The 23,504-nt window shown below is 30.8% G+C and carries 23 protein-coding genes; 5 read left to right on the top strand and 18 right to left on the bottom strand.

Translation table 11 applies throughout. The features are described from left to right. The first annotated feature begins 230 nt into the window (after window positions 1-230). The 3 genes from Q5O73_RS00115 to Q5O73_RS00105 are packed head-to-tail and all read left to right on the top strand — an operon-like array spanning window position 231 to window position 3,480. A complete protein-coding gene (locus Q5O73_RS00115) occupies window positions 231-908 on the top strand; it encodes a hypothetical protein (RefSeq protein WP_302624155.1) in 678 nt (225 codons plus the stop codon). A 49-nt stretch (window positions 909-957) separates the two neighbouring features. Next, window positions 958-2,859, top strand: coding sequence for a BMP family ABC transporter substrate-binding protein (locus tag Q5O73_RS00110; protein ID WP_302668771.1), 1,902 nt, complete (start codon window positions 958-960; stop codon window positions 2,857-2,859). Window positions 2,860-2,886: 27 nt separating this feature from the next. After that, complete coding sequence (locus Q5O73_RS00105) at window positions 2,887-3,480, top strand: metallophosphoesterase (RefSeq protein ID WP_021953560.1); 594 nt, start codon at window positions 2,887-2,889, stop codon at window positions 3,478-3,480. 499 nt (window positions 3,481-3,979) lie between these two features. On the opposite strand, the gene Q5O73_RS00100 is transcribed toward Q5O73_RS00105, so the two are convergent. The 18 genes from Q5O73_RS00100 to Q5O73_RS00015 form a co-directional block, all read right to left on the bottom strand. After that, on the bottom strand, window positions 3,980-5,815 hold the full coding sequence (locus Q5O73_RS00100; protein ID WP_302668770.1) for an ABC transporter ATP-binding protein: 1,836 nt from the start codon (window positions 5,813-5,815) through the stop codon (window positions 3,980-3,982). Window position 5,816: 1 nt separating this feature from the next. After that, window positions 5,817-7,712: an ABC transporter ATP-binding protein gene (locus Q5O73_RS00095; RefSeq protein WP_302668769.1), complete on the bottom strand. Its 1,896-nt coding sequence runs from the start codon at window positions 7,710-7,712 to the stop codon at window positions 5,817-5,819. A gap of 160 nt (window positions 7,713-7,872) precedes the next feature. After that, the gene (locus tag Q5O73_RS00090) at window positions 7,873-8,205 is read right to left on the bottom strand and encodes a DUF2007 domain-containing protein (RefSeq protein WP_021953563.1); all 333 of its coding nucleotides are present in this window, start codon (window positions 8,203-8,205) and stop codon (window positions 7,873-7,875) included. Window positions 8,206-8,348: 143 nt separating this feature from the next. Continuing rightward, on the bottom strand, window positions 8,349-9,098 hold the full coding sequence (locus tag Q5O73_RS00085) for a hypothetical protein (protein WP_021953564.1): 750 nt from the start codon (window positions 9,096-9,098) through the stop codon (window positions 8,349-8,351). After that, on the bottom strand, window positions 9,085-9,768 hold the full coding sequence (locus Q5O73_RS00080) for a DUF6273 domain-containing protein (RefSeq protein WP_302668768.1): 684 nt from the start codon (window positions 9,766-9,768) through the stop codon (window positions 9,085-9,087). Before Q5O73_RS00080 ends, Q5O73_RS00085 begins: the two co-directional genes overlap by 14 nt. 262 nt (window positions 9,769-10,030) lie before the next feature. After that, window positions 10,031-10,852, bottom strand: a complete 822-nt coding sequence (locus Q5O73_RS00075) for a hypothetical protein (RefSeq protein WP_302668767.1) — start codon at window positions 10,850-10,852, stop codon at window positions 10,031-10,033. A 561-nt stretch (window positions 10,853-11,413) separates the two neighbouring features. After that, complete coding sequence (locus Q5O73_RS00070; protein ID WP_302668766.1) at window positions 11,414-12,445, bottom strand: S8 family serine peptidase; 1,032 nt, start codon at window positions 12,443-12,445, stop codon at window positions 11,414-11,416. A gap of 142 nt (window positions 12,446-12,587) precedes the next feature. After that, on the bottom strand, window positions 12,588-13,286 hold the full coding sequence (locus Q5O73_RS00065; protein WP_302668765.1) for a LytTR family DNA-binding domain-containing protein: 699 nt from the start codon (window positions 13,284-13,286) through the stop codon (window positions 12,588-12,590). A gap of 5 nt (window positions 13,287-13,291) precedes the next feature. Next, on the bottom strand, window positions 13,292-14,575 hold the full coding sequence (locus Q5O73_RS00060; RefSeq protein ID WP_302629103.1) for a sensor histidine kinase: 1,284 nt from the start codon (window positions 14,573-14,575) through the stop codon (window positions 13,292-13,294). A gap of 810 nt (window positions 14,576-15,385) precedes the next feature. Further along, complete coding sequence (locus Q5O73_RS00055) at window positions 15,386-16,087, bottom strand: hypothetical protein (RefSeq protein WP_021953567.1); 702 nt, start codon at window positions 16,085-16,087, stop codon at window positions 15,386-15,388. A 25-nt stretch (window positions 16,088-16,112) separates the two neighbouring features. Next, on the bottom strand, window positions 16,113-16,562 hold the full coding sequence (locus Q5O73_RS00050) for a rhodanese-like domain-containing protein (protein WP_021953568.1): 450 nt from the start codon (window positions 16,560-16,562) through the stop codon (window positions 16,113-16,115). After that, window positions 16,555-17,331, bottom strand: a complete 777-nt coding sequence (locus Q5O73_RS00045; protein WP_302668764.1) for a hypothetical protein — start codon at window positions 17,329-17,331, stop codon at window positions 16,555-16,557. The genes Q5O73_RS00050 and Q5O73_RS00045 overlap by 8 nt, the downstream gene beginning before the upstream one ends. Further along, on the bottom strand, window positions 17,328-17,963 hold the full coding sequence (locus Q5O73_RS00040) for an ATP-binding cassette domain-containing protein (protein WP_021953570.1): 636 nt from the start codon (window positions 17,961-17,963) through the stop codon (window positions 17,328-17,330). The genes Q5O73_RS00045 and Q5O73_RS00040 overlap by 4 nt, the downstream gene beginning before the upstream one ends. Before the next feature lie 58 nt (window positions 17,964-18,021). After that, entirely contained in the window at window positions 18,022-18,495 is a 474-nt protein-coding gene (locus Q5O73_RS00035) for a hypothetical protein (protein WP_021953571.1), read from the bottom strand. A gap of 117 nt (window positions 18,496-18,612) precedes the next feature. Continuing rightward, window positions 18,613-19,410: a DUF6040 family protein gene (locus Q5O73_RS00030; RefSeq protein WP_021953572.1), complete on the bottom strand. Its 798-nt coding sequence runs from the start codon at window positions 19,408-19,410 to the stop codon at window positions 18,613-18,615. Then, window positions 19,355-20,782, bottom strand: a complete 1,428-nt coding sequence (mobQ, locus tag Q5O73_RS00025) for a MobQ family relaxase (RefSeq protein ID WP_021953573.1) — start codon at window positions 20,780-20,782, stop codon at window positions 19,355-19,357. Before mobQ ends, Q5O73_RS00030 begins: the two co-directional genes overlap by 56 nt. A gap of 178 nt (window positions 20,783-20,960) precedes the next feature. Next, complete coding sequence (locus Q5O73_RS00020) at window positions 20,961-21,269, bottom strand: hypothetical protein (RefSeq protein ID WP_021953574.1); 309 nt, start codon at window positions 21,267-21,269, stop codon at window positions 20,961-20,963. Window positions 21,270-21,284: 15 nt separating this feature from the next. Beyond that, the gene (locus Q5O73_RS00015; protein ID WP_021953575.1) at window positions 21,285-21,500 is read right to left on the bottom strand and encodes a helix-turn-helix domain-containing protein; all 216 of its coding nucleotides are present in this window, start codon (window positions 21,498-21,500) and stop codon (window positions 21,285-21,287) included. A gap of 167 nt (window positions 21,501-21,667) precedes the next feature. On the opposite strand from Q5O73_RS00015, the gene Q5O73_RS00010 reads away from it, so the two are divergent. Further along, the gene (locus Q5O73_RS00010; RefSeq protein ID WP_021953576.1) at window positions 21,668-22,267 is read left to right on the top strand and encodes a helix-turn-helix domain-containing protein; all 600 of its coding nucleotides are present in this window, start codon (window positions 21,668-21,670) and stop codon (window positions 22,265-22,267) included. A 128-nt stretch (window positions 22,268-22,395) separates the two neighbouring features. Further along, the coding region (locus tag Q5O73_RS00005) for a site-specific integrase (RefSeq protein WP_302668763.1) at window positions 22,396-23,504 on the top strand (1,109 nt) is incomplete at its 3' end.

The raw sequence follows: 23,504 nt of genomic DNA, 5'->3' as shown, positions 1-23,504 counted from the left end.
TTGCCATTAACCGTTCCGGACTGAAAAATATGTTAGTATACTTATGAGTCTTAGGAGAGACTCTCCTGACAGATAAAAATCTGCCTGGGAAATAAGTATTAGGTACTACATTGCTATTATAACAAAATAAAATTAATATTCAACATTATTTTTGTTTAACCCGCCTTTAATTATATAGTTTTTTATGGTATCATTTGTTAATAAATATGGATTTTGGAGGAATATACTTAATGAGTAGCCGTACATCTGTTAATAAAAACACAAATCAGAAACAAAAAAACACTAAAAACAGTGCACCTTACATAATTATTGCATCTTTGTGCATTATTGTTGTCTTTGTGGTAGTAATATTCACACTGAAATTTGGAGATTCCAATAAATCTGCACCTTCCAACCAGACAGCTGAAAGTCAGACGGCAAAAACCATTTCCGTTGTTGCGGAATCCGGTGCCCAGGATGGAACGTGTAACGCTAAAATCACCAGCGAAAGAAAGATTAAATTTTCTGATTCCTACAAAGAAATAAAAAAATACGAAGATAAACAGTATGATACTGTAGATGGAGATTATAAGGAATCCACAGACGGTTACGGATATCTTACTTACAAATTTGATATTGCCAACACCGCTTCATTCTTTGGAATGTCTGTAGCACCGTCAGACCCCAATGCCCTTTTACAGTATGTTTTTTTTAATGATAAATTATTGGAAATCCGTATACAATACGGTTCTTTAGGTGAAACTTCCTATGAAACCATTTTATCAGATATTACGAAAAAATATGGTGACGCTACATATTCAAGAGAATATTCTAATGGAAATAAAGAGAGTTGGTGGAAAACCAAGTCTATAACCCTTACGGCTTATTACCAAAATGAGGGAGTAAGTGTATACTATCGTAAGAACTAATTTTTAGGAAGGATTGTGATAATCTTAACCGGTTATCCTGTTAAATTTTATGTCATATAATGATTACATTCGTGCCTCAAAAATGGGGCAAAAGGATTATCAGTCAAAGCTTATTGCAGGAGAAATTCCTACTTTAGAAGCCCTTGATGATATTTTACACGAAACAAGAAATTACAGAGAAGTTTCTATTGGTCTGGTACAAATTCCCTTAGACCAGATTGTAGGCACCAAAACCAGTGGAAGAAGTAATTCTTTTTCCAGTAATTTTATGCCTATTCTTGATGTGGATTCTGAATTTGCCAGCAAGTGGATAAACCTCAGCATAAGTCAGGTTAATGAAGGAATTAATTCACCTATTATTGCCTACGAATATATGAACAAATTTTATGTTTTAGAGGGCAATAAACGTGTCAGTGTTTTAAAGTATTTTAAGGCTACCTCCATAATGGGGGAAGTTACCCGTATTGTTCCAAGAAAAACCGACGATAAAAACATAAAAATCTATTATGAATATATGGATTTTTATGAACTTAGCCATATAAATTATATATATTTTTCAAAGCTTGGAAGTTTTGAAAAGCTTCAGTCTGCTGTAGGTAAAGCCCCTGATGAGCACTGGTCTGACGATGAAATGGCAGACTTCCGTTCATTATACTTATTATTTAAAAGCGAATATATTTCCCACGGAGGAGATGAATTAAAACATATAACTCCGGGAGATTCATTTTTGTCTTTTATTACTTTATACGGATATAAAGAACTTTTAGCCAAAAGCGACAATGAAATTAAGAAGTTGATTTCCCTTAATTACACTGAATTTGAATTAATGTCCAAAAAACAGGTTGATTTGAGAATGACTGCTTCCATGAAAAAGCCTTCCGTTTTAACTAAATTGCTGACACCTTCACAAAATTCCCTGAAGGTGGGATTTATATATGAAAAGACCTCTGCCTCTTCTTCATGGACTTACTCTCATGAATTAGGCAGGGCCCATTTAGAAGAGAGTCTAAAGGACGAAATAACTACAGTATATTATGACAATGTTACTGTAAATACCATAGAAACCACTTTGGCAAAGGCAATTGCTGAAAATTGTGATGTTATATTTACCACTTCACCTGCTTTTTCCCAGGCAAGTCTTAAATATGCAATTGCTCACCCTAAAATTCATATAATAAATTGTTCTCTTCATGCTGCTCACAGTCATATGCGTACTTACTATGCACGTATGTATGAGGCGAAATTTATTATGGGTGCCATTGCCGGTGCCATGTCTGAGCATGACAAAATCGCTTATATTGCTGATTACCCTATTTATGGAACCATTGCCAATATAAATGCTTTTGCTCTGGGTGCAAAAATGACCAACCCCCGTGCCCAGATACACCTTTTGTGGCGCTGTCTTAAAGATTTTGATTTTGACCAACAGCTTTCAGATTTACAGCCGGATTGCGTTTCCGACCATGATTTGTCTGTTCCCGAAGCCGGTAGCCGCTATTATGGTTTATATAAAATGTACAGTGACAGTGTCTGGAATCTTGCCATTCCCGTGTACCACTGGGGACCTTTTTACACCCAGTTAGTGCGTTCCATATTAGACGGCACATGGAAATCCAGTGAAGGCAAAGATGCCACAGCCATTAATTACTGGTGGGGAATGTCCCAAAAAGCCATAGACATTATTAGCTCTCCATGGCTTCCTGAAGGCATAAAACGTCTTCTGGGACTTTTAAAGAAAACTATCTGTTCCGGTGAATTTAACCCATTTTCCGGTGTTATTTATTCTCAGGACAGAACTATTAGAAACAGCGAAAATCAGACATTGTCTGTAAATGATATTATTACAATGGATTGGCTTTCTGATAATATTATTGGAAAAATTCCGGTTATTGAAGAATTAACGGAGCATGCCAAGCCTGTTACCCTACAACAGGGATTACATGACAAATAACGGATTAATAAGATAAAGGACTTTAAAATGAAAATATTAGTAATTGCAGATGTAGAATCCCCTTATTATTGGGATTTCTACTCCGAGGACAAACTTAAGGGCATTGATTTGATTATATCCTGTGGTGATTTGGCACCTCAATATTTATCTTTTCTTGTAACCCTTTCCCATGTTCCTGTTTTGTATGTACACGGGAATCACGATGGATGCTACAAGGATACCCCTCCTGATGGATGTATTTGTATTGATGACCGGATATATGTACACGATGGATTGAGAATCATGGGACTGGGAGGCTCCATGAAATATCACACAGGTCCATATCAATATACGGAAAAGCAAATGCGAAGACGTTTTAAAAAGCTTATACCCAGGATTTTCCGGCATAAGGGAATTGATATTTTAGTCACTCATTCCCCTGCTCTTAAAATTAATGATGGTGAAGACCTTCCTCATAAGGGATTTGAAGTATTTCGGGAAATAATGGATAGGTATCACCCTAAATACTTTTTACACGGTCATGTACATAAATCATATACCAGCAAATTTAAACGCTATGATGAGTATCAGGGCACTATTATAGTGAATGCCTGTGAAAAATGCATTATTGATGTAGAGTAAAAGGCTGATTCAGAAAATTTCTGAGTCAGCCTTTTTCGTAAAAAATCATTTTTTAATTTTCCACATACTCCACACTATATGTTGAGTCTCCTTCATTTATGATATTTATCACCATTTTATTTTTCACTTTTTTCTCCTCTACCAATGAAACTGCAACTTTAGATACCTTACTTTTTTATACTTTCATAAATCTTTTCTTTATCATATTCTGGTGCGAATTTTTGTGCCACCTCACATATACTTCTTATGTTTTCAATATTTTCTTCCAGTTCATCTGCTATCTGTTCAACCGATTTGTTTTTACTGAGCGTCCTGCCGAAACTCTCTTATTTTACCAATCAGTATACCATATTCGCCTAAAATTGAACACTGTTCAAGTAATTTTTGATTATGGCCTATGTTAAAGTAAGAACACATATCTGTTTTCGGAAGAAAACAATGAAATATAAAAAAGAGCCGTACTCTAATGATTAATCATCAAAGTATCAGCCCTTTCATTTTAATTATAATGTTTTGCCTGAGTATTATACATATTGAAATACAAACCTTTGGTGTTTTTCATTAATTCCTCATGAGTTCCCTCTTCAACTACCAAGCCATTCTCAAGAACTATTATTCTGTCGCAGAACCTGCAGGATGATAGTCTGTGAGAAATGTATATTGCCGTTTTCCCATGAACTAGTCTGTCAAAGTTTTTGTAAACTTCATATTCGGAAATAGGATCAAGAGCTGCCGTAGGTTCGTCCAGTACGACTATTGGTGCATTCTTATATAATGCCCTTGCAATGGCAAGTTTCTGACCCTGCCCTCCTGATGGTTCAACACCATTTTCCACAAACATCTTGTAAATATGGGTTTCATCTTTATCTTCAAGGCTGCCAATCCATTCTTCAATTCCGGCAATTTTGTATATTTCTTCTAAATCGATATTTTTATCCTCAAAAACTGTTACGTTTTCCTTAATCGTAAAAGCAAAAAGTCTGAAATCCTGAAATACCACAGATAACAACCTTACATATTCTATGAAACTGTACTCTCCGGCTTCCCTGCCGTTTATTAATATTTTTCCTTCGTAATTATCGTATAGATGACATAGTAATTTTATGAAGGTTGTCTTTCCGGCACCGTTTTGTCCTACAATGGCAACATGTTCCCCTGCCTTGATTTTTGCAGATACATTTTTAAGAATGTACTTTTCCGTGTTTGGATATTTAAAGCTTACATTCTTAAATTCAATTTCACACTTATTAATTTTTGCCAAAATATCTTCTGTTTCTTCCAATGTTATATTGTCTGACAATCCGTTTTCTACTGTTGTTTTATCAAATTCATTGTCTTCAACAGCTACACTTTCAACAAAATCAATATAGAACTTTAGAACTGAAGATGTATAATTCATTTCAAGATATGAATTAATTATGTTTCTAATTGCACTTGCAAACTCGCCTGTAGCCTGAAATAAACTTGAAAACTCACCAATGGTAATTGTCTTGTTAAAAATATTTACTACAAGAATTATATAAATTGTCATATCACTTATAGAATAAAATATGTTATTTACATTCCAATATTTCAAAAAGCCTATGAAATATTTTTTACTTGTACCATATATTCTGTCAACATAGCCGTCATATTTCTTTTCAAATATTTCTGACGCATCATAAAGACGAATGTCCTTTGCATATCTGCTTTCCTGCAATTCAGTATTAAAATATGTACTGCCTCTTTCCACCGTGCTCATTTCTTTGAAGAATTTACGTCTGCCCTTGTTTACTTTCGATGTAGTATAGGAGTTTACTGCAAAGGAAATAATTACCGGAATCATCAGCCACGGAATCCTTGTACAAACAAGAACTACAACTCCCAATGCTACAAAGAAATTAGTAATTATGTTTGCCAATGCTGTAATAAGACCGTTAACCTGCCCTGTTTCGTTTAATGCTCTCTCCGCATTTTTAATAATATCTAAAACATCTGTGTCCTCTGTATTTTGAAACTTCATGTTAACGCAGCTCATACACAAATTGGTTTTAAGTATTCTATCAAACTTTTCGCAAATCTTAGAGATGTTTTCTCCTGTCCACTTCTTCACATTTGCACAAATAAAGTTTCCGCCACAAATAAAGGCTACCCAGAACACAATCCACCCCATGTTTCTTTTAGATGCATCTGCAATTTCATCAATAAGGTACTGGGTTCCTAAAATTGTAATAAAAGGAGACACGGAATTAATAATTATGTTTACTATAAGAAACATATAATACATTTTATCATTTTCCCATGCGAATTTTCCAAAAAACTTAAAGCATCGGATACTTTCTTTACTATTTTTCATACTACTGTCCTCCTTCCATTTCAACTTTCAATGCTTTTGCATCTCCATTATTAGTTGTTTCGGTGCTTTCCGCATTATCACTATTTTTTTGTTTTTCCTCATAATACTGGGACTGAATGCCAAACATATACGCGTATTTTCCATTCTTTTCCATTAATTCCTCATGAGTTCCCTCTTCCACAATCATTCCGTCTTCAAACATTGCAATCTTGTCACAAAATCTTGTACTTCCTAATCTATGGGATATGAAAACTGCCGTCTTACCCTTTATCATGTTTTCAAATTCACGATACATTCTGTCTTCTGCCAAAGCATCAAGTGCTGCTGTAGGTTCATCCAAAATAACAACTTTTCCATCTTTATACAAAGCTCTTGCCATGGCAAGTCGCTGTTTTTCACCACCTGATAAATCAATTCCCTCTTTATCAAATATTTTTAATAAATTGGTATGCACACCTTTTTCATAGGAGTTGATTTTTTCACTTAATCCACTTTGCTCTAATACCTTATGTACCTTATTCATATCTGTTTTGTCTTCCCCGGCAAAGGAAACGTTCTGATAAATCGGCATTGCAAAACTTTCCACATTTTGAAATACAGGTGAAAACAGTTTAAAATATTCCTCTCTGTTATATTCTTTTATATCAATGCCATTTAAAAGGATTCTGCCTTCACTTGGTTCATATAACTTCATCATAAGTTTTATGAAAGTAGTTTTCCCGGCACCATTGACACCAACTACCGCCAGTTTTGCTCCATCCTTAATGGTTAGATTAACATTCTTTAACACATAATTATCGTGTCCCGGATATTTAAAACTTACATTTTCAAATCTAAATTCAAACTTATTAAGATTTATATCTGTAATATGACCGTCCTTTTCATCTGCTGTTTCTTTATCCTCTTTCCAGTCTATAAAATTTCTGTAATCATTAATCATAAGACAATTGCCTCTTATGCTTGAATAAATCCAGTTAACATATCCCACTGAATTATGAAAAGTTGTTACCAATCCCACATAAAGGACAAAATCCGATATTTGGTACGCACCTGTAACAACGTTGTAAACAAGCCATGTATACATAAGAACCTTCTGAATAAGTAATATCAGTTCCATATCAACATTACACACAATCCATCTGTTATGATGTTCCTTGTTTTTAACATTGTAAACGTTATTTACGTCATCTAATTTTCTTTGGAAAATATTTGACATGTTAAAAAGTCTGATATCCTTCGCAAAATCAAAATTCTTAGTGGTTGACTCTAAGTAAGTCATTTTACGCCATGTAGGCGCCATGGCATCAGAAAATTTTTCCTTATCAAGCTTCGTGAAATAGGTTAATATTTTTGCCGTTCCAAATGATATTATAATAAAACATACCATCATCAGTAAATTTTGAATACCGATTAACACGGCTGACAAAATCATCAATGTCCCCTGAGCTATAAAATTTCTGCTTTCATATACCACTCCATGAAATCCACTTCCTCTGGTAACTGCTGTTTTTGCTCTTTGGACATAATCAAGGAAATCCGGGGATTCCATATTTTTAAAATCAGTGTGAAATAGCTTGTCCATTCTCTTCTTTTCAACATAGCCCTCTGTCTTCCGGTATTCAAACTCAAAGCTGTTGTAACAGGTAGTGCTGATAATATCAAAAATCAACATTATCAGGCAAATAACTATTGTATAAATAATTATTGTTTTAAGGGGCAAATCATTCTCAATAAATGACAACACATATTTAGGAGCATATGAATTTAACAAAGTTCCCACTATGTCTCCTATAGGCTTAATTAATGTGATTGCCAGCAATCTTAAATTGCTTTTTCTCTCAATATTCAGGGCATAAATAAAATTATTTAAAAACCCGTATGTCTTCTGTTTTTCCATAAATCTCCTTATTATTAAATTCTTTTACTTATACCAAGTCTAACAAATGTAACGTTTTTATACAAGGTGGATTATGATTTAGAAGAACTTCTTTTTAATGCAAAAATAAAAGGCACAAGCTGACCTGTGCCTCAAATAATCATATACGTTTTTTATAATTTTATAAATAATCTGCCACGGCCATGTAAACATTTACCAGAAAAATTGCAACGAATATAACCAGCAAAATCCGACCTAACCAGACTTCTCCTTTTCCTCTTTTTACCGTTTGTTTCTTTTTTTCAAATCCATTATCTTTTGCTATTTTTACTGCTTTTTCCCAGTCCTCATCACGAACCAGAACGCTCTTGTATATCATTACATCTGAGCCTTTTACCCTGAAGTAATCCCCGGCTCCTCCTGCACGAACGTTCGTCTGAATGTTGCAACTCTCTAACAAGCCTACGAGCATCTGTAATTCCACTTCATTACTTGTTGAATATACTTCTTTCATTTCTTCCCTCCGTTAAGTATTTCTAAAATTTTATATGTAAGTTGTTTTTGCTAATACAAATTTTAGCAGATACCAGGTGTTAGTGCAAGTAGGGGTTGATTGGATTTACTTATAACGATTTACTTATAAATCTGTTTAATATTTTATTTTACAACTACCGACACGGCTTTGTTTTCATCGTTTATGATACTTATGCATTCCTTGATTTCTAATTTTTCCGCCTCTTTTTTAGTAATTCCAACAGTTTTCTTTGTCTTTATATCATATGCAAATGCATCTTCTGCCATAGCGTATACCTCTTTGTTTTCTGCATCGTCCCAAAATGTATCTCCCTTAGTAATTGTATAACCATCACTGCTTTTGCCCTCAGGATAAACCACTTTGAAATCCAGACCGTTCAGTACCTCTGACCATTCCATTAATGTAAGTTTAGAAACCACTTGACCCCCATCATTTATGGTATTTTTATCATTAAAATTCAGAACTACCTTTTTATCTGATTTTTTAGAATACCCACACAAAGTAACAGATTTTCCATTTTCCCCTGATACTGATATCCAATGCTTACTATTTTCACAATATGCATTTATTGACACTAACGAACTATTATCCAAAACTTTATTTCCGTCGCATAAAATTATAATTTCTGATGGATAACATTTACATTGATCCATTTCTTTAATAGTAGTTGCTGCCGTTTTCAACACTGATGGTACATTCCTGGTATGTACTTCAACCTCTTTTTCCATAGTACCCCCTTCATTTCCTGATATCATTAATTCTGATATTTTATCATGATAAGAAAATGTGAAAACACACATTCCCACTATAAGCATTAGCGAAATCATACACACCATAATTGACAGAAACTTTTTATCTTTACTTAACAACAAATCTCTCTCCTCCACTATATTTTTCATACACTATTTTTGTGGATGAATCTATACAGAATGCCGGTCTTACTCCTGCACTATCAAATGCATTTTGCATACTAAGTTCATCATTAAATGTATAAACGTAAATCAATGAACCCAAAGATGTAACTGGTGTTCTCAACATCCACGTAACTGACTCACCATTCATAATACACATTCTATTTTTATATTCTTCAAAATAGTCTATTTTTTCACCCTCATTAACATTATATTTACAATCTTGACAAGACTCTTTTAATGAAGGTAAAAAAACCTTTCTATTTATCAACTTCGTTTCATTTCCTGCAATATTCAACGCTTCCTTAGCAGCTATTGTAATGTCAACTGATTCTACCTTATCGCTTATTTCATCTAAATAAGTTATGTATTCATTACTTAAGAACTGATCAATTTCACTGTCCTCATAATACGAACTGTAATCATTAAATCTACGTACTTCCGGCAAACATTCCTTTCGCAGCAACAAAGTTTTACCATCTTGATAATCGCTCTGCAATACAAGAAATGGCACATACTTACCGTTTTCTTTAACATATACTTCGTATTCATCTTTATTATTATCATAGGAAATATCTGATATGGTTGCGTTATTTTTATCAAAACCACAAGAAGATAAGATAAACATCATAAGACAAATTAAAATACTTAGATAAGATATTTGAAATATTTTCTTCATTTTCTCTTTCCTCCATTTGAGCAAAATTATTCCAGCGATTTGCAGTTGCTTATTTATGTATTGGTACAATAATGCATATTATAAACAATCAATTCAATAATACAATACTTGAGTTTTATTTTATTCTATAATACTGGAAACGTATCTCGTAAGTAAAATAGGTGTACAATTTTCAATTTTTGTACACCATTTGCCTCATAGTTTTGTAGTAAACTTATTTAATTTCTACAAGCTCTTCTTCATTAATGTAAACATTTCTTATCATACCTAAATCGATTAAATCATCAAATTGATTAGTGTATTGAACTTTGGTTGTACCGTTAAATTTACAACCGGATTTACTAAACATATTATCATTATTGCTAAGACTTTTGATAATGTTATCATTTTCGCCCTTTATAACAACATTCAAATCAGTCATTTCATTGTTTGTTAGAAGTCTTAATCCTAAAGGTGAAACATATAAAATATTATCATTATATTTATATTTTCTACAATTATCACTAAATTTTAAATCGAAAGTATATTGTCTATATTCGTTATTAACCTTTTCTTTTGTATCAATTATTTTAATACAATTATTTAAATCTATATTTTCTAAATCATTTGTGCTAATGTCAAATGATGCATAAACAAATAATTTATTATTTGCATATTCTGCATACTTATTAAACGTCCCCGATGCTTCATATTCAAATATAAATCGTCCGTCTTTTCCAAATGATTTTATGGTCTTATTATAGTCATTTATATTAGATTCAACTTTGTTACCATTTTTATCGCAAATTGAGAATACTAAATACCCCAATTGTGTATTCTTTTCGCATAAGCTTTCTTCTAGAGAAATAATATAATTATCAATTTCTATTTTCTGATTTCCCTGTGTTAATATTTTTTTAACAATACTTTCCTGATTTTCATTATTTGAAAAGAAAAACTGAAATAAACTTTTATTTAAATGAGTATGTATGACTATATTTGATGCCAAAATTAAAAGTATTATTGTAACTAAAGCAATCACTATCTTTTTCTTCATTGTTTTAAACTCTTTCTTATATATTATAATATCGCTCTTTTATGGTTAGGGTTATTTTTTAAGTATTATTATATTTAATGATTTTACATATAACTTACTTATTATGTGCACGACTGCAATTGTATTATGCTAAATTTGAGATAGCAATATATAACTTTATGGTATTTTATAATAAAATGTAAAAAGTTCAAGTGTTTGTGGGAAGGATTTTAGGTTTTATACTTAATTAATACATTTATTTGTAATAATAATTAGTTATCCATTTTTCTCTTTTTATTCCAAATAATAGCTATCTTCTATGCAAAGAATGATGAAATTAGTACTATTACAATTCCTATCCTACAACATTTTATTAATATCATTCATCAATTCTAACTTCTTTTTCTAGAAAATATTAATAATAGAATTAATATTGTATCAATAAAAAACATAATTACTGTATATTGTGTTTTCCAAAAGAAATCATCCATTATAATACTCATAAAATTAAACAAACAAATTAAAATTGATATTATCATTATCAAAAGGATAACGATTTTTTTCTTTTCAACTTTCATTATTTTACTCCTCCTTCAATTTTTGTATTATGTTCAAAATATTTAGCTGATTATTATCTTTTATTTTCCCTTTTAGGCATTTATTTTTAGATGCTGCATCTAATAGTATTTTCTTCATCTCATTTGCTGACTTTATTTCTTCACTCATACTATATATTATTGCACAGGCCTTTGCAACATATGGCACAGCAAAAGAAGTTCCACCCATATAAGAAACTTTATTATCTTTTGTTAAGCATAAAATATCCGTTCCTGGTGCTACAATATCAACACTTTCACCATAGTTAGAAGTAGTACTTAAACATCCATCACATCTAAAACTTCCTACCGTAACAACATTATTAAAATTATAACTACAAGGATACATTTTCACTTCATCTATGTCTAAATTATAATTACCAGCCGCTACCACAAAAAGCATATTAGATTCTTTTATTACCTTTTTCAATTTTAAGTTCTCTTTAAACATAAGCAAACTTACAACACAAATTTCAGCCCCATTTTCTTGAGCATAAAGTATAGCGTCTACCAAGTCATCACACTCCCCATCATTACCTTGTTGCATGATTTTTAATGGCATAAATTCAATAAACTCGTTTTCTTCAAAATTACCATCTTCTGTTGAATTTGTACATAGTATATTGGCTATACTTGTACCATGACTTGTATCCTCCCTAGAAAACAATTTAGTGTTGTTATCTTTAAAATTATATCCACATATGTCATCCACATACCCATTTGCATCGTTATCAATATTATCTATCTTTTCATCAGTATTTTTCCACAAATGTCTTTTTAAAATAGCATTTTCAATATTAATTCCTGAATCAATAACTGCAATAGTACATTTACGATATTTTAAATATTCATTTAAATCAACCATTGAAATATCCATTTTCTTGTTAGCAATAGCTTTTTTATCAATCCAATCAATATCATCATCAATAAACTTTTTGAATTTCCCATTATTATTATATTCCCACTGAATGATTCTTTTATCTTTCAAAACAATCTGAATATATCCTTTTACTTTCATAAACTCAATATCTTTTGCCTAAATGGTATATATTTTTACTTAAATGGTAGTTCTAAATGTGAAAATGTTTATTATTAATGTTTTGTAAGCACAATATTGCTTACCATACTTTTGCAACAAAAAAAGCCACTTACGTGACTTCTTAACCATTTGCACATTCATATTGTCTTTTCAAAAAAACTTTTTTAAACTCACTGACCTTCCTTCTTGATATATCTATATCATTACCGTTCTTCATATATATTACTGTGCCTTTTAGTGATTCTATTTCGTCCAGATTTACTATAAACGAATTATGGCATCTGTAAAACCATTTATTGTCCAGTTTCTGTTCCATCTCCGACATACTGTCGTTACATCTTTTTACTCCCAATGTCGTATAAATCAGTACCCCCAGTCTTTGTGCTTCAAAGTAATAAATTTTTTTTAGCGCTACCACCATCAGTGCTTCTCCAACGATATTTAAGGTTATCTTTTTATCCTTTTCAAGCAATTTTTTTGCTGAATAAAACGCCTCTTTCAGCTCTTCTTTTAAATTCACTTTGTCCAAATATCTAAATGCATTTACGAGATAACCTCTTCTACTCATTTCCGTATGTGTTGTTAATATCATAAAGATGGTGTCCTTATTTTTCTCCCTGGCTTTTTTAATAGTTTCAAAGCCATCCAACTCATCCATTTCTATATCTATTAAAGATATATCATATTCATCCTTAGATTCCAAATAGGATATTGGATTGTCATACACTGTAATCTCTATTTCATTTTTCATCTCTTCCTTAATGCATTCTTCTGCCTTTTCTCTCCAGTAAGCCTCATCATCAACTATTGCAATTTTCATGTTATTTACCTTTTTATAGAAATAGTTTCCATAAACTCTTCCTTTCCTATCTCTATGTATATAAGACCATTATTCCTTTCTACGCATTCTCTAACATTTTCAAGTCCGAAACCATGATATTCTCTGTCGCTTTTTGTTGTAACCAGATTCTTATTTTTAAATTGTCCATTATCCTTATAGGTATTTCTTATGTTTATAATTATGTTTTCATCGTTGTATCTGCAATCTAAATAAATCTGTTTCTTTTTTGACTTACCTGCTGCTTCTATGGCATTACTTAAGATATTTGAAAATATTGTACATAAATCATAAGCATCAATCCTACACTCTGTAGGTAAAACACCTGAAACTTTCATTTTTACACCTGAATCTATTGCCTGATAATAGTATTTATTCACTATTGCTTCCGCTATTCCGTTTCCGATGCTAACTGCATTTCCCAACTCATCTATTTTTATGTTTATTTTTTCTAAATAGTCATTTACTTCTTCATACTGTTTGCTATTTATAAGTTTTGTAAGCAATTCTAAGTGATTTCTAACATCGTGTCTGAACTTTTTTGTGTTTTTTTCACGTTCTTCAAGATATTCATAATAGTTTTGCTGCTCCTTCAAGTACATTTTTGTTTCCAGTTCTCTTTCCTGAGAAACATTTTTTGAAATCTTAAGTAGAATTACTGCCCCCAATTGTATGAATATCCCAATTATAACAGTTATGAACGCACCTGAAAATACTAGTTTATGTTTTTCAGACAATTCAATTGTTGCAACTTTTGCAACCGTCATCACCACAATGGAATTTACAACAATTAGCACTGTCAGTAATACCAGATTTTTATATTCTATTTTTTTCAATCCGTATTGATAATGTTTCCTATAAATATAGCCTACCGTATAAATAAACATTAACGATAAAACCGACGCCATAAGTTCTTCAAAACTCTTAATACCAAACGGTAAAAGTCCCCAAAAGAGTTTTACCAAAATTAAAAACATAGTGTCTATCATAGACATCATAAATGGAATCCATATAGAAAATAAAAGCAGTAACTTTCTTTTTTCTGCATACCATATTCTAAACACTGCATATGTTGTAACAAAGTATACAATTGAACCAATCTTCATTTTCTCATCAAAGTAAATAATACCTGATGCCAGTGCTATGATTGTAGCTATCAATATGATTTTATACTTATTAATTCTCTCTTCAAAATTTCCAAACAAATTCATTGCCATTATTATTTTTATAAAATGACACAAATCTGTTAATATTGCTATAAATAGATTCATATATTCCTCTTGCTGTTACTAAGTTACATCCATTATAACAAAATAACCTTCATTGCAAAAGGAATATATAATAACATTTTATATATTAATAATATGTGTTTCTAGAAAAATCTAAGAAACCACTATTTCTATATGCAACGCATGACGAAAATACAATTCCATATGTAAATAATATAAAAATCAATCCCTTATACTTTTTCCTTCCATTTTTATCTGATTTTTATTGATATTTTTTAATATTGATGTTGTTGTCACATTAATTCTTTAATAATGATTTTAAAACTGAAATATGTTGATTGGTAGCTATTTTCAGAATTGAATGATTTACTTGAATGAGTCACATACAGCTCGATTACGCTTTGCTTCATCTCGCTGATGCGGCATTCGCCGCATAAAATAAAAAGAATAAAATTCGGCATGAAAGCAAGCTTTCGCCAAATTTTATTCTTTCCATTTTACGTGACTCATTGCTAACGCACAAAAAAAGTACCACCCCAGGCAATTTAATGTCCGAAACGGTACCCGCAAGTGCGCCTCCAGGGGCTCGAACCCTGCACACCCTGAAAGCCCTAGTGCATTTTATATCAGTTTATTAAACATTATTTTGTATTATAAAAATGCCCGCAATTCCTTTGTTTATCGGGCATTGCAGGCAATATAAAACTTTATGGTATTTTATAATAAAATGTAAAAAGTTCAAGTGTTTGTGGGAAGGATTTTAGGTTTTTATATAAACAACATCTATTATTATAAGTTGCTGTGTTACGCTGAACAAATTTAACTTTGCTACTCATTAAAATTTTAACTTCACTATGACTTGCTCTTTTTACCACTAGTATATTTTTTTCTAAAAAGCTCTACCATGTCTTCTAATTTATCTAAATTATCAATATCACTTTCTGTCACATAAAGGTTTATATAGCCTTCTACTACATTTCTAAAATCTAAAATTAGTCCTTTTTTCATTAATTCATAGATATTATTAATTCTATCCTTTATAAATTCCATATTTTCGTCCTGATCATTTTGATTTATAATAATCTTACAATACGAGAATTTCTCAATAATATAACCCACAATTTTTTTATACTGTTCCACATCATCCATATATATGGTATTCCAAATACCATCATCATGACACAAATATGCAATCGTATTGTTTATTGTTTTTATTTTATAGGAATTCAAAGGATTTTTCATATGACACATATATAGCAATTCAGCTAATTCTTCTTTTTTTACGCACTTAAGAACATTCTGATCTACAAAATTTACCCAACAAAAATCTCCCCAATTTTCAACATCTTCACTTACAAATTCTTTTCTATTATCTCCTGAAACATACTCCAAAAACAAATCTGTATTAAATTCCGAATTTATTGGCTCTCCTGCTAATATTAAATAATTATCACAATATCCTAATGCCTCTGTAAATTCATGAAAATCTATACCAGATGAAACTATTTTGTTTTTTTTTGTGTATATTTTTAAATATATAAAATCACTCCACATATAACCTCCTATATCAATTACATTTTTATTCCAAGCAATTACATGCCCCTGTTGAAACATTATTACTATTTGCACTAAAAAGTTTATCGCATTTCATATTAACCAGATATACCTTCCTATATCCCTTTTCATACATTATGTTAAACATTTCACTCGCTCTATTACCACTATAACACATTAAAACAATTGTCTTTTCATCGTATTTATTGTCATCTAAAAATTTAAAAAATATATCTTCTTTCCCTTCTGAATATGGTATATTTACAAAATTATCTAAATGACTCTTAGCATAATCTTCTTCATCCCTTAAATCAACAAATAATAATTTAGGTTGATTTGAATAATATATCTCATTAAATTCTTTTTTTTTCGTAAGTATCTTTATATCACTACTGTCTTTATTCGCTAAAAATATAAAAACTAAAACAATTATTGTCATTGCCACTAATATAATTGCCTTTATTCTATTATTCATACTTTTTCCTTACCTTTGAAATATTTTTATAACTAGTATACTCATATATAATTCCAGCAAAAAATATACTCATAATACCTGATACTAGTAACACTAACACCTTATGCCAATCACAATTATACGTTGTTGCCGTTATTATTTCGCTATATAAAATATAATATATTTCGTCTTTATAATATCCAAAGATATTATAAAAACTACCACCTGATGCTATTACAAAGATTACAATAAGTACAACTTGAAAAAACATTGCTACTATTTTTTCTAATTTAATTATTTTACATATACACGCATATATTATTCCTATACCATACACAAACCAAAGTGCAACTAAATAGATAAGCATTAAATACATATAATTTATTATAGAATATTGCACACCCGTCATTATAATAAATGATATTGCTAAAACTATTGTCATTAACATATTAGCTACTGAACTTATTAAAAATCTACTACATAAAATTTGTTTTTGACTCTTGATGCTGATAGTTATATTATACAATACTTTATTCTCATACTCTTCTTTAAAGATTTCTCCATATGGTGTTGCAATTCCATTTGAAACAATCCTTAGAATAATTAAATAATATATCAAAGTAAAGTAAGTTAAACGCTCATAGTTATTTATATTATATCCCTCAATTTTAAAATAAACTCCTAAACTGCATAACAAAAGAAGAGCCATAAACATCAATGTATACTGAATAAAATGTCTTTTAAACTGCATGCAATATCTTCTTAATTCGACAAACAAACTTTTTATCATTTCATACTCTCCTTCTTGTCAATTGTTAATACTTTATAACCTATTTCTTCTACAATGCTTTTCTTAGTATGAGTAGACATAATAACACTTCTTTCCTTTATTTTGTTTATATCATCATAGAATCTTCTTAAAGTTTCTTCATCTAAATTTTTATCTGGCTCATCTAATAAAATTAAACTTTTTGTTGTATTTATTGCAAAAATAATCACTAGTTTTTGCCTGGTTCCTTCTGATAAATATTTAATAGGCTTGTTTAATGATTCTCCTATTTTGTATCTGATTAAATCATCATATATTTTAATTCTGTTAAAATCTCCAATTTCTGAAAAGTACTCTATGTTATCTTTAATTGATAACTCTTTATAAAAAAAGGAAGAATTATCTAGATACAACACACTTTTTTTAATAAATCTTTCCCATTTTTTATAACTTAAATAACTCATTGGGAACTCAATCTTAATTTCTTTATTATATTTTATTATTCCAGACTTAGGAACATAAAGTCCAGATAAAGCTTTCAGGAAAGTAGTCTTTCCCGATCCATTTTGTCCCAAAACAGCAATTTTATCATTTTCCTCCGTAACAAGTTTTATTGTACTTTCTACACCTTCTATGTCTATACTAATTTCCATCTATATTCCTTATCTATTAAAGGGGATATTTTTCAATCCCCCTTATTCTCCTTATATTTTACCACGCTAATGCTTTTAAAAAGCACGCCCAAGCGACTGCATCATCAGCAACCCCTGTAAATATATTAAATAATGATAATACAACCAAGATTGCCGAAACCGTAACTGCTCCCACTTTGAGTATCCACTTAAATACACTACTTCTTTCAACTTTCGGATTATATGTTTTTACGGCACTTTGAACCTTTTTGTGTTCCATTACCTTTTCCATTACTTTTCTAGGTACTTTGTCTTTACCATTTTTTCCATCACAATATTTGAAATTATTTAATTTTAAACAATATACATGTTTACCTTTCTGATAAAAATGCAAGTGCCAATAGGTTTTCCCATCTGTATTAGGAGAATCGAGTCTTACTTTCCAATCCCCCTTATTATACACATATGTAGTACTTGCACTAACTATAGTTGTCCCAATAACCATAAGTAAGATTGTCATCAACACCAATATTATTCTTTTAGTTTTTTTCATATTTCCTCCTATCACAATCAACTTTGTATTTAAATCTCTAATTTCACAACCATATGGTAATCTTTCTTGTAGATTTTGTCAAATTATACCATATTCAACTTTAATTATGCAAATAATTTATTTAATGTATTCTTTTGCTAACATAAAAACAACTAACGCAACTCCAATCCCCCCACTTATTAATATCAGCACATAATTTCTTCTAACTATATCTTCAACATTCACCATCACTTTTATAATGGCATAAATCACCAACACAACCATTGCACCGATAACTAAATTGATTTTCCATAAATTATTTATTACATCTCCAAAAATAATTATTGCCAGTAATTCTGTTAATACAACTATAGCTGCGTTTCTATCTAATACTTTATTTCTAATCAGCTTTACGATTTTTATAACTAAAACCATTATTAACATAACGATCAACAAAAGCATTATTGTTATTCCAACATATGCCAATATTTTCACACCGTCTTCCATGTTTTTGTTACCTATATTACAATTTATTTCCAATCCAACAATGTTATATGCTTTTTTAATTAATCTAATTACTCTAATAAATATATTTTTAATCCAATTACCAATTTGAAAAATGTCTTTTTTCAAAACACTATTTCTATATGCAACGCATAACGAAAATACAATTCCATATGTAAATAATATAAAAATCAATCCCTTATACCTTTTCTCCATTTGGTTTTCTGTTTTCAATTTTTCCATCAGGACTTGTTGACTTACTTCTTTTTGTAAGTCCTGCTTTCTTAATTCAAGTTTTTTCTCTTTTTCTGACAATTTTATTTCTTTATTTTCAAGTAATTTCTTTTGCACCTTGATTTCGTTTATTATTGCGTTGTTATCTTCTCTTTGCCTGTCTGTCTGTTCTTTTATTTTCATTGCTTCTTTCATCATTTCTTCTGCTTTCCTCAACTGCAAGTCGCTCTCGCTCAAGCTCTCTATTTTCTCGTTCAACGATTTTATTTTCTCTGCTTGATTCTGAATCTGCAATGATGCTTTCTGCAATGTCTGTTGCAGTTTTAAGTTGTCTGATGATTGTTTCTGTATCTTTGCTTTCTGCGTTAATATTGTTGTTTCCATCTGCTGTAACTCCGCTGTCAGTTCTTCTGCTAAGTCTGCCAGCTCGTTCATTTTTAATTTTTCTGATTCTGTCATCTATCTTACTACTCTCCTTCCTCATTCTTCTTTTGATTTCAGCAATTGCTGATTCTGTTGTTTTAATGTTTTGTTCTGTTCTATTAATTTTCTGTTCTGTATCATTAATGAATCTACCTGTTGACTCAACAGACTGTTTTCCTGATTCAGTTCTTCCATTAGGCTCAATGTATCCCCTACCTTTTCTATCACTGCCAATACTTCCTTTAACTCTTCCAACTCTTTCATATATCTGTTCAACCCTTTCCTTTAATATTTTTGTTATTTCAGCAATGCTCTTCTTAATCTGCATTACCAGTTTATTTGATTCCTTAACTTTTCTGTTATACTCACATCTGTCTGATACTTTTCCCTTTTGTTCCATTTGTCTTGCTGCATAGCCTTCATGAATTGTAGGTTCAATATCTAATCCCTGCTCTTCAAAACTTCTATGATCTATTTTTTGTTCCTCTATAAGAAATTTATTGCAATAATCAGCCCAGTTTTTTCTCCATTCCTTAAGCTGTTCTTTTGAATTCCATTGATTTTGAATCACATCAATTCTTTTCCAAAGTTTTTCTTCGCCCTTTCCTTTTCTGATTCTTACCTTTTGTTTTCCATTTTCATCAAGCAATGGTATTTTGTTTCCATTATCATCACGTGCGAACTCTGTCTTTCGCATATTTGACCAACTTCCATCTTTATTAAATGCTCTCATTGTACACATACAATGCACATGATGATTTCCTTCTTTTTCATGATATGCCCAGTCTGCTGCCATTCCTTTATTTACAAAATTCTCCTTTATAAATTCCCGCATTCTTGAAATTGTCTGCTCCCGATTCCACTCATTGGGAACTGCTATTTCAAACTCTCTTGCATACTGACTGTTTCGTTTATTTTCCCTTTTTTCAACTGCATTCCATAAAGTTTCTCTATCAGCCAAATCTTCAGGTGCATTTTTAGGTAAGAGTACTTCTGCAAATACAACTTCTTCTTTTCTTGTATAGTTAAAAGATAAACCAAGTCTTGTATCCTTTAATTTTTGTCCTGAAATATATGCAGCTGACGCAACAGCACATTTTCCAATACTTGATTTAATTATTCTTGTTGTAAAATGATATATTGCCATATTTACACCTCCATCCAAGTGAAACTTGGTGCTATCCAAACGCATAGTTTGGCTCCCTCTGAGTAAGAGCGCACAATGAGCAACGCGAATGTTTATAAACGTTGGGCTCCGCCCACGTATAAGTGCGCCCTTCTTAAAAGAAGAAGGGAATAGAAAAATATCTACTCCCTTTCACAAACTACTTATTTGAATTAACATTTGTTTCCTTAACTCCCATTGCTGTTGAAAAATATTTACCATTTTGTTCCTGCTTGTTTAAAAATCCTATCAATTTAGGTATGTCATCTTTTTCAATAGGTTTTCCCAAAACTGATTCAACTGCTGCACCTACCTCAATTAACCTGTGATTTCGCTTTCTTCTATTTTCCTCAGCCTGCTTCTTTTCCAACTCTTTAATCTGTTCCTTTAAATTGTTTGCCTTTTCCAAATATGCAATTTGTTTCTTTGAAAGTTCATCTTTTCTTTCTTCATATGTTCTTTTTGCCATTTTAAATTCCTCCTATTATTTAATTGCTTCAACATCATTTCTTATTCTTAAATCTCTGCCTTCATTTTTTGACAAAAAATTTTCCAGCACATCTTTTTTAATAAGAAACTTTCTGCCTACCTTTATTACAGGTATTTTTTTCCACTCAATTAGATTTCTTAAAGTATTCTTTCCTATACCTGTAGATTTTGAAGCTTCTTCTACTGTATAAGCTAATTTGGCATTTTGCATGTTTATCATCTCCTTTCTCGCTTGCATATTGCAATTATTGTTTTATAATATAATTTGCTTTTTAAAATTTGTCAATATCTTTAGCAAATTAATTTCAATATTCAATATTGCATTATGCAAATATGTATGATATTATTTTGTTATCTTAAAGAGAGGAGTTTATTCCTATGAGAGATAAACAATTATGTGCTGATATTGGAAAACGTATCAAGCAAAGACGTAAAGAATTAAATCTGAGTTTAGGATATATAGCTGACAAAATGGGCGTTAATATATCCACAGCTCAAAGATATGAAGCAGGACTTATTGATAATTCTAAAAAAATTGTTGTGGACAGTCTTGCTGAAATACTTCACACTACACCGGAATGGTTACGTGGAGAAACATCAGATTTGAACTCTGATGTAAAAGATTATATGGAACTGAAACTAATTGATTCATTCAATTCAGTTTTAAAATCTTTCTCTAATAATTTAACTGAAGACGCATCAATGTTTTCTAAAAACATGTTTTTATTATTATTAAATGAATTTGCAGAATTTAACAAATCTTTTGAATTTGCTCTTTCTAATTATTCTAATAATGATAATAGTGATATTGCTAAAACTATTGGGTTTAGTTCTTCAAATGAGTTTAATGAAGTTATGTTTTTAAGAGAGCTTAACAGTACAATAAATACTTTTACCGAGTTAAGCGATATTCTTAGAACTTATGCAAAAAATCCAACTGTTGCAAACAACAGACTTAACGCTCTTTTGAAGCAATAATATTTAAATAATTTTATGTAGGAGGTATTTCACATGGTTACAAAAAAATAAAAAGTTAATTACTTGAAGAAAAATGATATATTAACCTATTATCCTTTCCCAAGTACTTAACTTGGAAAGGAAATAATATGAATAATTTTGAATCACTACAAACAGGAAGTGTAAGAAAAAAAGGTTCTCAATGGTATTACCGATTTAGAATAAAAGATCAGGATGGAAATTGGAAAATGCATGAATTCAAGGGCGGTCAAACTAAAGCCGAAACTACTTTTATGCTAAAGCAGGCTCTTGAAGAATATCGTCAGGATGGTTCTATATTTTATGCTGGTTCCTTAACCGTAGGACAGCTTGCCGATATGTGGTACAATGCCGAAATTGAAAATAGTAATCTTACCACTAATGGCAAATACGGATATAAAAATGTAATAAATAATATTCACAATAATCCTTTTTCTCAAATCAAATTAAAGGATTTAACTATAGAAGACATTCAGGAATATGTTGACGGATTATATTTTGGCGTTTATGACAATGAAGGCAATCAGATTGCCAAACCTTATGCAAAAGCAACTATGAGGAAATTTTTTCTTGTTCTTAACAATATGTTTAAGTATGCGGTCTATCCCAAAAAACTGCTTAGAGAAAATTTAATGCAATATGTTAAAAAGAGAAAAGTTGCAAAAGATAATTCTCTTTTTGGTAACTCTAATGAAGCTAAAATACAAACCATAACGCATCAGGAATTTTTAAAAATAATTAACTACTTATCTTCCGTAGAAGATTATTGTTATTTGGCATTACCAATTCAAATTGCTTACCATACAGGTATGAGAGCCGGAGAAGTATGTGGACTAACTTGGGATGATATTGATTTTGAAAATCAGGTTTTATATGTTAGACGTTCGATGTATTATGACAAGGATTTGAAAACTTGGGAGCTGAAAGTTCCTAAAAATGGCAAGCCACGAGCTATAGATTTTGGAGATAGTCTTGCCCATATTTTATTAATTGCAAAACACGAGCAACAACGAAACAAAAAAATCTATGGCGATTTGTATCAGAATCAGTTTTATCATACAACCGAAATAAGAGGTAAATCACATTGTCAGATTTATACGGACTATAACGAATCTTATATTAAGAATTCCACACGTTTTTGTCATGGAATTCATGTGGATGATATTGATTCCAACGTTTCACTATCTCCTTTAACTTTTGTATGTACAAAGCCTGATGG

It is taken from the genome of Eubacterium sp. AF15-50 (assembly GCF_934835595.1).
Lineage (GTDB): Bacteria > Bacillota > Clostridia > Lachnospirales > Lachnospiraceae > Eubacterium_G > Eubacterium_G segne.
Note: the sequence above shows the minus strand (reverse complement) of the source record. Positions and strands in the feature narration are given on the sequence as shown.